The 14650-nt window shown below is 60.7% G+C and carries 14 protein-coding genes; 11 read left to right on the top strand and 3 right to left on the bottom strand.

The features are described from left to right. The first annotated feature begins 78 nt into the window (after nucleotides 1-78). The 7 genes from ASE04_RS03910 to ASE04_RS03885 all read left to right on the top strand — a co-directional run bounded on the left by ASE04_RS03910 (nucleotide 79) and on the right by ASE04_RS03885 (nucleotide 7434). Nucleotides 79-819 carry a response regulator gene (locus ASE04_RS03910; RefSeq protein WP_056812281.1) on the top strand — a complete coding sequence of 247 codons (741 nt, stop codon included), beginning with the start codon at nucleotides 79-81 and terminating at the stop codon, nucleotides 817-819. Beyond that, nucleotides 816-2138: an ATP-binding protein gene (locus tag ASE04_RS03905; RefSeq protein ID WP_056812278.1), complete on the top strand. Its 1323-nt coding sequence runs from the start codon at nucleotides 816-818 to the stop codon at nucleotides 2136-2138. Before ASE04_RS03910 ends, ASE04_RS03905 begins: the two co-directional genes overlap by 4 nt. A 171-nt stretch (nucleotides 2139-2309) precedes the next feature. Further along, nucleotides 2310-2726 (top strand): organic hydroperoxide resistance protein, encoded by a 417-nt coding sequence (locus ASE04_RS03900; RefSeq protein WP_056812275.1) that lies wholly within the window; start codon nucleotides 2310-2312, stop codon nucleotides 2724-2726. 59 nt (nucleotides 2727-2785) lie between these two features. Continuing rightward, nucleotides 2786-2914: a hypothetical protein gene (locus tag ASE04_RS31885; protein ID WP_274533861.1), complete on the top strand. Its 129-nt coding sequence runs from the start codon at nucleotides 2786-2788 to the stop codon at nucleotides 2912-2914. A gap of 141 nt (nucleotides 2915-3055) precedes the next feature. Beyond that, entirely contained in the window at nucleotides 3056-5617 is a 2562-nt protein-coding gene (locus tag ASE04_RS03895; protein WP_056812272.1) for a GcvT family protein, read from the top strand. Nucleotides 5618-5748: 131 nt separating this feature from the next. Continuing rightward, entirely contained in the window at nucleotides 5749-6783 is a 1035-nt protein-coding gene (locus ASE04_RS03890; RefSeq protein ID WP_056812269.1) for a CorA family divalent cation transporter, read from the top strand. A 96-nt stretch (nucleotides 6784-6879) separates the two neighbouring features. Beyond that, nucleotides 6880-7434 (top strand): RrF2 family transcriptional regulator, encoded by a 555-nt coding sequence (locus ASE04_RS03885; RefSeq protein ID WP_244490327.1) that lies wholly within the window; start codon nucleotides 6880-6882, stop codon nucleotides 7432-7434. 164 nt (nucleotides 7435-7598) lie between these two features. Here ASE04_RS03885 and ASE04_RS03880 read toward each other — a convergent pair whose 3' ends face one another. Then, entirely contained in the window at nucleotides 7599-8642 is a 1044-nt protein-coding gene (locus tag ASE04_RS03880) for a porin (protein ID WP_056812263.1), read from the bottom strand. Nucleotides 8643-8983: 341 nt separating this feature from the next. Continuing rightward, complete coding sequence (locus ASE04_RS03875) at nucleotides 8984-10051, bottom strand: hypothetical protein (RefSeq protein ID WP_082597243.1); 1068 nt, start codon at nucleotides 10049-10051, stop codon at nucleotides 8984-8986. Nucleotides 10052-10307: 256 nt separating this feature from the next. On the opposite strand from ASE04_RS03875, the gene ASE04_RS03870 reads away from it, so the two are divergent. The 4 genes from ASE04_RS03870 (at nucleotide 10308) to ASE04_RS03855 (ending at nucleotide 13533) form a co-directional block, all read left to right on the top strand. Further along, nucleotides 10308-12359, top strand: coding sequence for an NAD(+) synthase (locus ASE04_RS03870; RefSeq protein ID WP_056812407.1), 2052 nt, complete (start codon nucleotides 10308-10310; stop codon nucleotides 12357-12359). 66 nt (nucleotides 12360-12425) lie between these two features. Then, a complete protein-coding gene (locus ASE04_RS03865) occupies nucleotides 12426-12629 on the top strand; it encodes a hypothetical protein (protein WP_056812405.1) in 204 nt (67 codons plus the stop codon). A 49-nt stretch (nucleotides 12630-12678) separates the two neighbouring features. Then, complete coding sequence (locus ASE04_RS03860) at nucleotides 12679-12885, top strand: hypothetical protein (protein WP_156408701.1); 207 nt, start codon at nucleotides 12679-12681, stop codon at nucleotides 12883-12885. Nucleotides 12886-13068: 183 nt separating this feature from the next. Further along, entirely contained in the window at nucleotides 13069-13533 is a 465-nt protein-coding gene (locus ASE04_RS03855) for an RrF2 family transcriptional regulator (protein ID WP_056812258.1), read from the top strand. A gap of 3 nt (nucleotides 13534-13536) precedes the next feature. On the opposite strand, the gene ASE04_RS03850 is transcribed toward ASE04_RS03855, so the two are convergent. Continuing rightward, nucleotides 13537-14640 (bottom strand): monooxygenase, encoded by a 1104-nt coding sequence (locus ASE04_RS03850; protein WP_056812255.1) that lies wholly within the window; start codon nucleotides 14638-14640, stop codon nucleotides 13537-13539. Nucleotides 14641-14650 lie beyond the last annotated feature (10 nt).

The raw sequence follows: 14650 nt of genomic DNA, 5'->3' as shown, positions 1-14650 counted from the left end.
GCGCGGGATATTCAATTTGCGCTTCGCAGGCTAAAGAGAGTCGAGGCTGCCTTCTGGGTGCGCAGCGTGGAGAAGTTCATGGAGCATGTCGATCATATCATGATCGTTGACGACGATCGCGAAATCCGCGAGCTGCTGTCGGGCTATCTGACGAAGAACGGGCTGCGGGTGACCGTAGCCGCCGACGGTCGGCAGATGCGCAGCTTCCTGGACGGTAACACTGTCGACCTGATCGTGCTTGATGTGATGATGCCCGGTGATGACGGCCTTGTTCTCTGTCGCGAGTTGCGTGCCGGGAAGCACAAGGCAACGCCGGTCCTGATGCTGACCGCGCGCAGCGACGAAATGGACCGCATCCTCGGGCTCGAGATGGGGGCCGACGATTACCTCGCCAAGCCGTTCGCCGCGCGCGAGCTTCTCGCCCGCATCAAGGCGGTGCTGCGCCGGACACGGATGCTGCCGCCCAATTTGCAGATCAGCGAAGCCGGGCAGCTGCTGATATTCGGGGAATGGCGTCTGGATACCGTCTCGCGGCACCTTCTCGACAAGGACGGCACCGCGATTGCGTTGAGCGGTGCTGAATACCGCTTGCTCAAGGTCTTCATCGATCATCCACAGCGTGTTCTCAATCGCGATCAGCTGCTCAACCTGACGCAGGGCCGGGATGCCGATCTTTTCGATCGGTCGATCGACCTGCTGGTCAGCCGCCTGCGTCAGCGTTTGGGCGACGATGCGCGCGAGCCGACCTACATCAAGACGGTTCGCAGCGAGGGCTATGTGCTGTCGGTTCCGGTTGAGATCGCGGAGACCAGGCAATGAGCAGTCGAGGCGCCGTCAGCCTTGTCGGGTTCTGGCCGCGAACCCTGAGGTCCCGGTTGTTCATCATCCTGCTTGCCGGGCTCGCGGTTGCCTACGGGCTTTCCTTCAGCGTTCTTTACACGGAGCGCTCGATGTCGGCGAAAGCGGTGATGCTCGGAACGCTCGAGAGCGATGTCGCAACATCGATCGCTGTGCTCGACCGGCTGCCAGCCGACGAGCGCGCGGCCTTGGTCGATCGATTGGGCCGCGGCAACTATCAGTTCGTCCTTGGACCGGGCATCGCCGGCACTCCCGACACCTCCAGCCGTGGCGCGGAAATCGCCGCCAAGATCGAGGATGCCGCGGGCAGTCGCTTTCCCATCCGCATGGAGAAGATCCCCGGGGACGTAACCCGGCTGCAGGCGCATCTGACCTTGAGCGACGGTAGCCCGTTGACGATCGACATCACGCCGAGGGGCGTCATGCCGATCGCGCAGTGGCTGCCTTATGTGTTCGGCATCCAGATGCTGCTCGTCGTGCTCTGTGCATGGCTTGCGGTGCGACAGGCTATTCGACCGCTTGCCGATCTCGCGGCCGCCGCGGATGCGCTTGATCCCAACACCAAGGCGCCGCTGCTCAGCGATAGCGGACCAAGCGAAGTCGCGCATGCCGCGCGCGCCTTCAACGCGATGCGCGATCGGATCGCGCATTATCTCGAGGAGCGCGTCCAGATCCTGGCGGCGATCTCCCACGACTTGCAGACGCCGATCACGCGCATGCGTCTGCGCGCTGACATGGCTGATGATTCAAACGAGAAAACCAAGCTTCTGCACGATCTCGGCGAGATCGAGCGGCTTGTGCAGGACGGCATCGCCTATGCCCGGAGCTCGCACGGCAATGGCGAGAAGCTCTCCCGCATAGATCTGGCATCGTTCGTAGAGAGCATCTGTTACGACTATCAAGACACCGGCAAAGCAGTGTCCCTCGTCAGCGCGGTCAGCGGTACGGCGGCGACCAAGCCGCATGCCCTGCGGCGCATCCTTTCCAACTTCATCGACAATGCGCTGAAGTTCGCCGGATCCGCCGATGTCAGCGTCGAGCGCAAAGAGGATGGCCGGATCGCCATCACGGTGATGGATCGGGGGCCGGGCATTCCGGAAGAGCAGCTGGAGGCGGCGATGCAACCGTTCTTCCGGCTCGAACAGTCGCGCAATCGCGAGACAGGCGGGGCAGGGCTCGGCCTTGCCATCGCCCAGCAACTGGCCGCCGCGCTCGGCGGATCGGTCCGGCTCTACAACCGCGACGGCGGCGGGCTGGCGGCGGAAATCACCATCGGCTGATGCGCGCGCCCCACGGGGGCGCGTTGCATTTGTAGCGTATCGTATCCACAAAACCGGCCGCTACGCTTTGTGACATTTCTCCATGTTTCCGAAACATGCGGGATACCTCGACTTGGCAAAAACCACCTCGTCAACGCAGCCGCAAAGAGCGGCGCAACAACGGAGTGTTCGATGACTAAGATCGAGAAGGTTCTCTACACCGGCAAGACCCATACCACCGGCGGCCGTGACGGCGCTGCGCGCAGCGACGATGGTGAGCTGGATATCAAGCTTTCTCCTCCCGGAAGCGCCCGCGCCGGCACCAACCCCGAGCAGCTCTTCGCCGCCGGATGGTCGGCCTGCTTCATCGGCGCCATCGGGCTTGCAGCCGGCAAGCACAAGGTAAAGCTGCCTGCGGACCTTTCTGTCGATGCCGAAGTGGACCTCGGAACCACCGATGGCGCCTACTTCCTGCAGGCGCGGCTGAACGTTCGTCTGCCGGGCCTCGATGCCGAGCTGGCGCGGACGCTTGTCGAGGAAGCGCACCAGACCTGCCCTTACTCAAAAGCGACACGCGGCAACATCGCCGTCGAGCTTAATATTGTCTGATTGCAAGCGGGTTCGTCGCGGCGTCAAGCCGCGGCGAATCTCGCAAACAGGAGGTACCAATGAAGCTGTTCATCATTCTTCTTCTGGGGGCGATCGTGTTCGCTACCCCTTGTATCTATGACATCAGCTCGCGCGAGCCATCCGCGTTCGGCGGGTTCGTTGCGGCGGTCGGGGCCGGCGATTGGTGACCGGTTGCCGGGATGAGGCGCAGGGTTCCGCGACGATCGTGACGACAGTCGCGCGGCTTGCGAATTGTGTCGCAGAAAGGCTGCAATTTTGCTTCGGCAGGGCTTACAGTCGCGCCACATCTTCATTCGGAGTCACAGGCAATGGCAGAGTTTCCTCAGAAGGCAAAGGTCGTCATCATCGGGCTGGGCGGCATAGTGGGGGCGTCGATTGCCCACCATCTGGTGGAGCGTGGTTGGGACGATATCGTCGGTATCGACAAGTCGGGCATTCCGACCGATATCGGCTCGACGGCGCATGCCTCTGACTTCTGTTACACGACCAGCCACGACAATCTCTCGGTCTGGACGACGCTCTACTCGATCGATTTCTACGAGAAGATGGGCCACTACGCCCGCATCGGTGGCCTCGAAGTCGCGCGTACCGGCGACGACACCTGGATGGAAGAAATCAAGCGCAAGCTGTCCTCGGCAAAGGCCTTCGGCACGCGCGCTCACTATGTCAGCCCCGCCGAGATCAAGGAAAAGTTCCCGCTGATCGAGGAAGACCAGGTGATGGGCGGCATGTTCGACCCGGACGCCGGCCTCGTCATTCCGCGCTCCCAGACGGTCGCCGGCAAGCTGGTCGATTCCGCTGAGAAAGCCGGCAAACTCAAGGTTTTCGCCAATACGCCCGCAAAGTCGCTGATCGTCGAAGGCGGCCGGATCAAGGGCGTCGTAACGCATCGCGGCACGATCATGGCTGACCATGTCATCGTCTGCGCCGGCCTCTGGGGCCGTCTCATTGCCGAGATGGTCGGGGAAGATCTTCCGGTCATGCCGGTTGACCATCCGCTGACCTTCTTCGGGCCGTATAACGAGTTCGAAGGGACTGGCAAGGAAATCGGCTTCCCGCTTCTGCGCGACCAGGGCAATTCCGCCTACATGCGCGACACCGGCGATCCGAAGACCACCGAAGGTGGCCAGATCGAATGGGGTTACTACGAAACGACCAATCCCCGCATGTGCCATCCGCGCGAGCTTCTTGAAAAGCACGAGGCGCGTCTGTCTCCCTCGCAGCGCGACCTGGAAATGGAGCAGATCATCGAGCCTCTCGAGCGTGCGATGGAGCTGACGCCCATCCTCGGCGAACTCGGCTACAATGAAGGCCACTCGTTTAACGGCCTGCTGCAGGTTTCGGCCGGCGGCGGCGCTTCCTGCGGCGAAAGCCAGAAGGTGCGCGGTCTGTGGTATTGCGTTGCCATCTGGGTCAAGGATGGCCCGGGCTACGGCAAGCTGATCGCCGACTGGATGACGGACGGTCGCACCGAGATCGACCACGCCAGCATCGATTATTCGCGTTTCTATCCGCACCAGCTGAGCGAAGATTTCATCGCCGGCCGGTGTTTCGAGGCGGCGCAGAAGATCTACTTCCCGGCCGTGCATACCCGCGAACCCTACGCGTCCAACCGCAACGTCAAGCGCTCGCCCTTCTACGAGCGCGAAAAGGAACTCGGCGGCTACTTCATGGAGCTTGGCGGCTGGGAGCGTGCGCATGGTTACGCTGCCAACGAGCACCTGCTCGAGAAATATGGCGACCGCGTTCCTGTCCGCGCGAACGAGTGGGACAGCCGTCACTTCTGGCGCGTTTCCAACGCCGAGCACCTGGCGATGAGCGAGGATTGCGGCATCGTCAACCTCAGCCACTTCTACATGTTCGATATCGAAGGTCCTGACCATGTCGAGCTAATGGAATGGGTTGCCGCTGCCAAGATTGGCGGCGACGCGAACATCGGCAAGGGCATCTACACCCACTTCCTCGATGACGAGGGAATGGTGCGCGCCGACCTTACGATCATCCGCATGGCCGACCGCTGCCGCGTCATCGATGGCGCCGATGCAGGCCCGCGTGACTTCAACTACATCAAGCGTATTGCCGAGGATAAGGGCTTCAACGTCACGGTCACCGATGTCTCGGAGACGTTCGTCACCGTCGGCATCTGGGGTCCGAACGCCCGCGAGACGCTGAAGAAGGTGGTTGCCGATCCGGCTGGTCTCGATGCCGAGAATTTTGCTTTCGCAGCGATCAAGCCGATCGAGATTGCCGGCAAGACCGTTACCGCCTTCCGGATCTCCTATGTCGGCGAACAGGGCTGGGAACTTCATATGAAGTATGAGGACGGCCTGGCGGTATGGGACGCGCTACGTTCCACCGGCGTCATGGCGTTCGGTGTCGAAACCTACGCCAACTCGCGCCGCATGGAAAAGAGCCTTCGCCTGCAGAACGCCGATCTGTTGACCGAGTACAATCTATTGGAAGCCGATCTCGCTCGTCCGAAGGTCAAGGAAGCCGACTTCCGTGGCAAGGCGAAGCATCTGGAATACAAGGCGCGCGAACACCAGCCGGCGATGCTTTGCACGCTTGTCATGACTGAAAACGTCGACGCAAAGGGTGTCGCCCGGTATCCGGTCGGTAGCATGCCGGTTCTCGATCCCGAGACCGGCAAGACGCTGGTGGACGTACTCGGTCGACGCTCGTTCACGACCTCGGTCGCCTTTGGCCCGACTGTTGGCAAGAACATCGCGCTTGCATATCTGCCCTGGGATTATTGCCAGGTCGGCCGCAAGCTGCAGGTCGAGTATTTCAGCGAAACCTATCCGGTAGAGGTCGTCGGCATCGGTTACAAGCCGATCTACGACCCCGAGAATCTCAAGCCGCGCAGCTAGGCTGACGGCAAACGAAACGCCCGCCACAACGGCGGGCGTTTTTGTTTTCAATGATGTTGCGCGACTCATACGAGGTGTTAGAATCACGGACGGCAAGCTTCTGTGTTTCCTGCATTTTTGAGGTTCGGCGAATGGAGACGACAGCTGCAAATATCACCCGGATCAGCTACGGGGCCGAACCCGGAATACGCTTCGCCTTGCTGTTGGATGGCAAGGGTGGCTGTCGGCAGCTCGACATGGCCGGCATGTGTGCCTGGAAGCCCTCCGACGGTGTGATCTGGCTTCATCTCGAGCGCGATCATCCGGCGGCGGCCTCCTGGGTCAACGTCGAAGGACGCTTCGATCCGCTTGTGGCTGAAGCGCTGCTCGAAGAGGAAACGCGGCCGCGCGTCGAGCCCGTCGAGGAAGGTCTTCTCATCATTCTGCGCGGTGTCTGCGCGACGTCGCCCGACGAGGCCGAAGAGCCGCATCCGGACATCGATCTTGTACCTCTGCATCTGTGGGTCGACGTCAACCGTGTCGTCTCGCTGCGCGATAGCGGGCACTACATAACGGCTCTTCGCGATATCCGTGCCGCGCTGGAAAAGGGGAAGGGGCCGCAGCGCAGCGGCGACCTTCTCGCGCTCATCGGCGACAAGCTCGTGCGCGATCTAGAGCCGGTGCTGGATGCGATGGACGAGGAAGTCGACGAGCTCGACGAGATGATCTTCCATGGTGACGCAGGCGAGGTCCGCGAACGGCTGAAGCTGCTGCGTCGGCGGTCTGTTCAACTGCGCCGCTACCTTGCTCCGCAGCGTGACGCTCTCAGCCGGATCGAGCACGATGACGCAACCTGGCTTGTCGAGCGCGACAAGCTGCGGCTACGCGAGGTGATCGACAAGCTCATGCGCTTCATCGAGTATTTAGACGCGATCCGCGATCGTACGGGCATTCTACACGACGATTTGTCGACCGTTATCAGCGAACGCATCGCGCGCAATTCAAATCGCCTCGCGGCACTTGCCGCCCTTCTTCTGCCTCCAAGCGTCGTTGCCGGTCTGTTCGGCATGAATGTCGGCGGCATCCCCGGCGTCAACGACACCTGGGCCTTCATCATCATCGTCGCCTTCGTGACGATCTCGTCCGTCGCGACGCTGTGGGTTCTGAGGCGAATCGGGTGGCTCTAAGGGAAGCTCAAGGCTTTCGGGCGCGGCTAGGCATTCAAACAACCGTGATTTTAGGTCCCAATTCTTGACAACCAAATTTTCACGGAAATATCTGGTTTGGGACAAAAAATCTGCGGCGGTTCACGTCGTGGGATGGGGACTAGGACAGGACTTCAGATCGAGATGATCGACACTCGTTTCTCGACAGCCATGCAAATCGTGATAAGCGTCGCGGTGAACGATGAAGCGGGAACTCGGACAACAAGCCAGTCGCTGGCGGTGGCGCTGGACACCAGTTCCAGCTTCGTGCGCAAACTTCTTCTGCCGCTGACGGAAGCGAATATTCTTGTCGCTTCGGTGGGCGGCAAGGGTGGGGTGCGGTTGGCACGCCCGAGGAACGAAATCCAGCTGGGCGAAATCTATGCCGTCGTCACCGGCAACAAGCGGCTCTGGGCCACTAGGCACGAGATTCCCCACGAAGGTCTGGTGGGCGAGAATATCGGCGATCTTTCCGAATATCTCTGCGATCGGGCGGAACAGGCGGTTGTCGATATGCTGGGATCAGTGACCGTGGAGGATAGCGTGGCAGAATTGCGTCGCCTCGACGTGGAGAGGCAAAAGCTCGCGGCGGCCGAGACATCCGCGGCCGATCGGCGTGACGCGGCGGAATAAAAATTCAGCCAATAGCAAAAGGTGGCTCGGCAGGGAAACCGCGCCACCTTCCGTAAACTGATCGGAGGTCAATCTGATCAGAAACACCTGTTTCGGGCGCCATTCTTCAATCACGCCGGATCAAAGTATCCGGCGTGATTGAAGGAGAGTGGCGCCCGAAAATATTAGAATGCGCGCTGCAGGCGGAAGAAGCCCGTCGTTACGCCGTCGGCGTTGTCGGCGTCGAGGTAGTTGACGGTCGCCTTGGCATAGAGGTTGTCGACGATCTGATAGTCGACGGTTACGCCGTACTTCCAAGCATCGACGTTGGCGAAGTCGGTGTTGCCGCTGATCGCGCCGTAGTTGCCGTAGTACTGAACGGCCGGGGTGATCTTCAGCTTGTCGGTTGCCTTGATGGCGTATTCAGCAACGAGAGCCCACTCAGACTTGCTGTAGTAGGAGTTCGGGTTGCTGGAGTAGACGCCTGCGAGACCGAGAACGCCAGGACCGATTGCAACGGTGCCCATAGCGCGAACAGCGCCTTCTTCGTTGTCGGTGTCGTAGCCAGCGGTGATCTGGTACGTGAAGATGCCAGCCTTGCCGCCGAGGCCGACTGCGATGCCAATGTTGTTGCCGTTTTCGCCGGTCTTGAAGACGCCGTCTTCCAGTTCGTCGGCGCTGATGCCGGCGTAGAAGCTGTCAGCTTCGTACTGGTAGCGGAACGAGTTGTGGAGGGTTACCTTCGAGCCGATATCGTCGGTCTCGCCGGAGAGGCCATCGTCCCACCAGCTGTAGAACAGACCGGCGCGGATGCCGGCGATGTCGATGTAAGCGGAGTCGAGGACGGCAGCCTGCGAGGAGGCGTTGTCCGCATTGGTCTGCAGAACGATAACGCCCGTGAGCGGGCCGTATTCAGTGTCGCTCTTGGCGGTGAACTGAACCTGACCACGGGTGTACATGTCCCAGTCCGAATTGTTAGCGACAGTCGAGCCGTTACCGGTCGTCGCGCTGGCGTTAGGGCCGGCGTTGACCTGCGTACGGATGTAGCCGCTGATCTTGAGGCAGGTTTCCGTGCCCGGGATGTAGAAGTAGCCGGTGCCGTAAGCGTCGCAAACGCGAACGTATTCTACAGCTTCCGGTTCAGCAGCGACGATAGCGTCTGCAGCCTGAGCGCCCGATACGGCTGCGAGAGCCGCTGCCGAGCTGATGAGCATCATACGAATAGTCATAGTTGAGTCCAATCTATTTAGGATTGGGCACAGGTCATTGCTGCCGAGAACGGCCCCTACCTACCCCAATTTCAAAACAAGCCCTCACGGGGACGTGATGTTCCCGTGACCGGCAAATTACATTTTGGCTTAAATGTATCAATCATAGATACAGTCATAATTCGTTTTATTTGCGATGCAACATCGGGCTGTTGCAGAAAGGCAACTGTGGCAAAGGCCGCAATAATCCCTTTATTAGCCATTCAGAAAACATAATGTTCTCAATGGCATGGAAGACATCTCTTTCGCCGGCGAACAATGTTGCAATGCAGCATTATTGCGAGAGAGGCGTGCTGTCCCGGTTATGAAGCCCTTGGTTTCTCTCCGTCCGATCTGCCCATAAGACGATCCAAGACCGCATCCTTACGCTGCAGCCAAAGATGTTCCCCGGGTTCAACCAAGTGTTCGAGCAGTCGTCGGACACAATCACTGAACAATCGACTTGCTTCGGCGGCTTCGTTGCTTGCGAGCAGCGTCGAGCCGACGATGCTGACTGCGTGCGCGGTCACTGTTTGATCGATGCGCGTGAATGCGCAGTTTCCTCCGTTCGCGGCTGCAAGGTCGATGATGACCGAGCCGGGGGGCAGGGAGCTGAGCGTTTCTTCGTCGATCAGCACCGGGGCGGCGCTGCCTGATTCGTGGAGGTTCGTGACGATCATCTGCATCGAGGCAAGCTGACGACCGAGTTGCCGGCGAGCTTGCTCGGGCTTGAGACCGGCAGCCAGGATTGCCGTGTCTATCGCCGAGAATTTTGCTCCCAGTCGCTCCACTTTCGCTCGATCGATCTCGCTCAAGCCGAAAACGTGGGTGAGGGCGCCTAGCTTTCTGGCGGTTGCAATCGCTTGCAGGGATGCCGTGTTGACGCCGATGGCTGCCATTCTGATCGGGCGGACGAAGCTGCCTTCCAGCGTCAGCATCGAATGTCCGATCTTCATCAACCGTACGCCCTCGAGGACGGCAGCATGGCCAAGAACGGTAGCCTGCGTGGTGGCCGCATCCATTGCGGCAGCATCCGCAAAGCCTTCGAGGCGCGCGAGCTCGAGCTCGAGCGACGGGCCGAGCGAGGTGTTTGCAGCGCGTGCCGAGCTTCCGAGAAAGACGGTAGCAGTGTGATTGGGGACGGACCTCTCCGGTCTGCGGACGCTGACGACGAGATCGCATTGTACGACGTCGGCTGGTGCAGCGGCGTGCGCGCCGGCTTTCATGTAGTCGGGATCGCTGTAGCCGGCGGACTCGCCGCATCCGGGCTCGAACAGAAAGGTAAAGCGGCTGGATAGTCGGCGAATGTCGTCCGGCGTCAACGCAACGCGGCGCTCACCGGGAAAAGATTCCCGAAGCAGTCCGGCGCGGACATGGGCAGGTTCAGACATTCATCGCTCTACTAGAAGGCATGCAGAAGGGGCGCGGGAGTGCGATATAGGCCGCGTCGCTCATAGTTTTATGACAGTTTTGTAATTTTTTGCCCCTAATCGCACTTGATCTTTGGTGTATGCAACCTGCGGTCATGCAAGCGCGTGCAACCTTTCGGTAGGCTTGCAGAGCGGGGGCGTCGTCGGCAGATATGGTTTTGCCGCAGCGCTTTTGGATGTAATGGTTGGGCAGGGCGCTTTGCTGCTGGAGGCATTGGTGAATTTCTATTCGGTTTACGATCAAGGATTTGTCCGCGTGGCGGCATGCACGCCGAGCTGCGAGATCGGCGATCCGGATTTCAACGCAGCGGCAACGCTCGAACTCGCGCGCCAGGGCCATACACGCAGCGTCGGCTTGATGGTCTTTCCGGAGCTCGGTATCTCCGGCTATTCGATCGACGATCTGCTTGGACAGGATGCGCTGTTGAGATCGGTCGATGCGGCGATCGCCGATATCGTCAGGGCCAGCAAGGATCTGACGCCGGTGCTGATCGTCGGCGCTCCGCTGCAAAGCGGCGGACGTCTTTATAATTGCGCGATCGCGATCCATGCCGGCAAGGTTCTCGGGGTCGTGCCGAAGACCCATCTTCCGAACTACCGCGAATTCTATGAGAAGCGCTGGTTTGCGTCGGGGAGGGACGTCAGAGGTCGCAGCATCACTGTGGCCGGCGATGTTGTGCCGTTCGGCACGGATCTGATTTTTGCGGCCGAGGAGCTGCAGGATTTCATCTTCCATGTCGAGATCTGCGAAGACCTGTGGGCGCCGGCGCCTCCGAGCGATTTCGGCGCGCTGGCCGGCGCGCTGGTCCTCGCCAATCTCTCCGCAAGCAACATCACCGTGGGTAAGGCCGATACACGCAAGCTGCTTTGCTCCGCGCAGTCAGCCCGCAGTCTCTCGGCCTATATCTACTCCGCCGCGGGCCCCGGTGAATCGACCACCGACCTTGCCTGGGACGGCCAGGCCTGCGTCTACGAGCTCGGCACCATGCTGGCGGAGACGGATCGCTTCCCCACCGAGTCGCAGATGTGCGTCGCCGATGTCGATCTCGAGCGGCTGCGCCTCGAACGCCTGCGGACCGGGACGTTCAACGACGCTGCGACGCTCAATCTGACGGCGGACAGGCAGTTCCGCACGGTTCGCTTTTCATTTGCGAAGCCTGCCGGAGACGTCGGCTTCGAGCGTGACGTCGCGCGCTTCCCCTTCGTGCCGGCCGATGCCAGCAGGCTCGACCAGGATTGCTACGAAACCTTCAATATCCAGGTGCAGGGGCTGATGAAGCGGTTGAGCTCGACCGGCATCAAGCGGCTTTGCCTCGGCATCTCGGGAGGGCTCGACTCGACCCACGCTCTGCTCGTCGCCGCCCGCGCCTTCGATCGGCTGGGTTGGCCGCGCTCGGATATCTTGTGCTTCACGATGCCGGGGTTTGCGACCGGCGACGAAACCAAGTCGAACGCCTGGTCTCTGATGCGGAGCATGGGCGTGTCAGCCGAAGAGGTCGACATCAAGCCGCTGGCGCTGCAGCTGCTGCGGGATCTCAAGCATCCGTTCGCCGGTGGCGAGCCTGTTTACGATACGACGTTCGAGAACGTCCAGGCGGGCCTGCGCACCGACTTTCTGTTCAGGGCGGCAAACCAGCGCAACGCGTTTGTGCTCGGCACCGGCGACCTGTCGGAAATCGGCCTTGGCTGGTCGACCTACGGTGTCGGCGACCAGATGAGCCATTACAACGTCAACGCATCGGTGCCGAAGACGTTGATCCAGCACCTCATTCGCTGGGTTATTCGCACGAGCGACTTCGACGCGGAAACCAAGGCCACGCTGGAGCGTATCCTGGGCACCCTGATTTCGCCGGAGCTGGTTCCGGCCGACGAAAACGGCGTGATGCAGAGCACCGAGGACAAGATCGGTCCTTACGACCTGCATGATTTCTTCCTGTATTACACGACGCGGTTCGGGTTGCGCCCGTCCAAGGTCGCGTTCCTTGCCTACCAGGCGTGGAGCGATGCGAAGTCCGGCGTATGGCCGCCGCATTTCCCGGCCGACAAACGCAGGAGCTTCGACCTGCCGACAATTCGCCGCTGGATGGAGGTTTTCCTGTTCCGCTTCTTCACGATCAGCCAGTTCAAGCGATCCGCGTCGCCGAACGGCCCGAAGGTGACATCGGGCGGATCGCTTTCGCCGCGAGGCGATTGGCGCGCGCCCTCCGACGGCAACGCGCGGATTTGGATAAAGGAACTGAAGACCAACGTTCCCGATGGCGAAAGTTAAGCGCCGTCCTTGTCGGGCGCGCAGGTCGCAACACATATCGTAGCGAGTATTCGCGAGGTGGCCGAGATGACATGCGACGAGCCCGAGGAGCTTCCACGCTACCAGGTCCGCAGGGAGACGCCTGGCGGATGGTCGGTCATCGACACCTTTACTTCGTTGCCGGCCGCGACCGACGGGCGCGATCTCGTCGGTCTCAGCAAGCAGGATGCGGAAGATATCGCCGCGGAACTCAATGAGAGTGCCGCAGAAGGACGAGATCCGCTGGTCTGAGGACCGGACCGATCGTTCTCTGCCGATGGTCTGGTTGCAGAGGTATGTCATGGCGCAAGATGAACCAAGAGCAGGTACTTCCTCTCCGCGACCGGAGCCGACCGTCGCGCGCGAGGAGCATCTGATTGCCGAGGGGCGAAGGATGTCGATCTGGGCGGTGCTCGGCGCGATCATTTTCGTGATCCTCATGGTCGCGCTTGCATTCGGCGTTTTCATGAGCGGCGGCCCCACGCCGACCGGCACGGGACGGGGCTAAACAGCCAGGCGTTCGTATAGCGTGCCCGCCAAAGTGCGGAACCGGAGTATTCTTCAGGTCTACTATCCCCACGCGATCTGCAAACATAAACTATATAAATGATAGCTATTTGTTGTGTGTTCACGCTTTTGGCGTTATTTGCTGATTGATGGGGATGGATACAGGGCGGCAGGGCAAACGAACATGCTGACGAAAAAGGGAAAGTATGGCTTGAAGGCGTTGGTGGATCTCGCGCGTCTCGCGCCGGGAGAAACTGCCTTCATCAATGATGTCGCCGCTCGCAACAACATTCCCAAAAAGTTCCTCGATACGATCCTGCTGGAACTTCGCAACGTCGGTATTCTCCGCTCCAAGAAGGGGCCCGGCGGCGGCTATTCGCTGTCGCGGGCCGCATCCGATATCCGCATCGGGCATGTGATCCGCACGCTGGATGGGCCGTTGGCCCCAATCCGCTGCGCCAGCCGCACCGCCTTCGAAGCATGCGACGACTGTCTTGATCCCGAGACCTGTCAGGTGCGACGCTCCATGACCGAAGTTCGGGACGCGATCGCCGACATTCTCGACAACATGACGCTCGAGCAGTTCGTGGCATCGGGCAACAAGATCGATGAAAACGAAGATGCGGCTCCGCTGAAGGCCGCAAAGTAAGCCTCACCCATCGTTGCGTTGCAGGTTGCCGACGCGGCTGTAGATTTCCGCTGTGGTGTGACCTGCGCCATGCAGCCGCGCGTTGCGCCAATGTCGATCGAGATTGAGACCGATGCTCGTTGTCGCGGTCGAGGATAGCTCGAACAGCAGGCCCGATGCTTCGAGCGCCGTCGTGCCCGCAATTGCTTTTGCCGCCAGCGCCGATAAGGTTGCCGCTTCGATCGAGCGGTTGGAGGGGCCGACCTGGGCGAGGTCGATACGTCCGCCAGCGCGCTGGATCAGCGCGGCCGTTGCCTCTATGTCGATCATCAGTTTTCCCAGTCGCGAAGAGCTTTGAGGCTCCAAGAGGCCCGCCAGCACGCTGCGCGCTATTCCAAGCGCGGTCCCCGCATGCATCAGGGCTTCGAGTGCCAGCACGAGAGAGGGCGTCGATGGATCGACATGAGCCGTGGTGTCGCCGGCGGCGCGCACGTCAGTCGCAACCAGTGTGCCGGTCCCGTTGGTTCGTTGGCCAAAGCCATCCCAATCATCGAGACACTGCAATCCGCCAGCATCCCTCGGCAGATAGAACTCCATTCCCTCGCCTGCCTGATCTATCCCGATGACGGCTATCCAGTCGTAAAAGAGCAGGGCGGTGGCGGGCAGGCTTCGGCCGGTGATCCGATGAGCGAGCTGGTCGGCGTGAATGGTTGCCGTGTCCTGAAGGATTGCCGTCGTAAACCTCTCTCCCGCCAATGCACGCTCGTACAGAACCTGCTGCAGGCTTTCGCTTCCGGTTTCCCTCAGGCGCTCCAATGTCGAGAAATGCCGTTCGAGGCATTCACTGATCGAGGGATCGCCCTCCGCTATGATCGCTACGATTTCCCCGAGCAGGGCGTTGCCGATGTCGAGCCCGTCAAACTCCGGCGGCACGGTGACCGCACCCAGCCCGGAGGCGAAAAGTGCGTCGATTTCGGTATGAGGCAGGATGCGGTTGATGTCGCGTTCGCTCGACTGTAGCGCGAAGGATGCAGACAGCTGCCGGGCGACCGCCAAGGCTTCCTCTTCGCTCTCGATGCGATGAGCGACGGGCCTTTCTCCGTTGTGAAACTGCGATACGCTTCCCATCGGTTGCCTT

Origin of the sequence: Rhizobium sp. Root708, assembly GCF_001429725.1 — a bacterium.
Taxonomy (GTDB): Bacteria; Pseudomonadota; Alphaproteobacteria; order Rhizobiales; family Rhizobiaceae; genus Rhizobium.
The sequence above is the reverse complement of the archived record's forward strand: the minus strand, read 5'-3'. Positions and strand labels throughout refer to the sequence as shown.

Bases quoted from the DNA above. Each gene is read 5' to 3' on its own strand.
- ASE04_RS03910 (WP_056812281.1), top strand. From the start codon at position 79: ATGGAGCATGTCGATCATATCATGATCGTTGACGACGATCGCGAAATC.
- ASE04_RS03875 (WP_082597243.1), bottom strand. From the start codon at position 10,051: ATGTCTGAACCTGCCCATGTCCGCGCCGGACTGCTTCGGGAATCTTTT.
- ASE04_RS31885 (WP_274533861.1), top strand. From the start codon at position 2,786: ATGAAGCTGTTCATCATTCTTCTTCTGGGGGCGATCGTGTTCGCTACC.
- ASE04_RS03890 (WP_056812269.1), top strand. From the start codon at position 5,749: ATGGAGACGACAGCTGCAAATATCACCCGGATCAGCTACGGGGCCGAA.
- ASE04_RS03860 (WP_156408701.1), top strand. From the start codon at position 12,679: ATGGCGCAAGATGAACCAAGAGCAGGTACTTCCTCTCCGCGACCGGAG.
- ASE04_RS03865 (WP_056812405.1), top strand. From the start codon at position 12,426: ATGACATGCGACGAGCCCGAGGAGCTTCCACGCTACCAGGTCCGCAGG.
- ASE04_RS03905 (WP_056812278.1), top strand. From the start codon at position 816: ATGAGCAGTCGAGGCGCCGTCAGCCTTGTCGGGTTCTGGCCGCGAACC.
- ASE04_RS03895 (WP_056812272.1), top strand. From the start codon at position 3,056: ATGGCAGAGTTTCCTCAGAAGGCAAAGGTCGTCATCATCGGGCTGGGC.
- ASE04_RS03850 (WP_056812255.1), bottom strand. From the start codon at position 14,640: ATGGGAAGCGTATCGCAGTTTCACAACGGAGAAAGGCCCGTCGCTCAT.
- ASE04_RS03880 (WP_056812263.1), bottom strand. From the start codon at position 8,642: ATGACTATTCGTATGATGCTCATCAGCTCGGCAGCGGCTCTCGCAGCC.
- ASE04_RS03900 (WP_056812275.1), top strand. From the start codon at position 2,310: ATGACTAAGATCGAGAAGGTTCTCTACACCGGCAAGACCCATACCACC.
- ASE04_RS03855 (WP_056812258.1), top strand. From the start codon at position 13,069: ATGCTGACGAAAAAGGGAAAGTATGGCTTGAAGGCGTTGGTGGATCTC.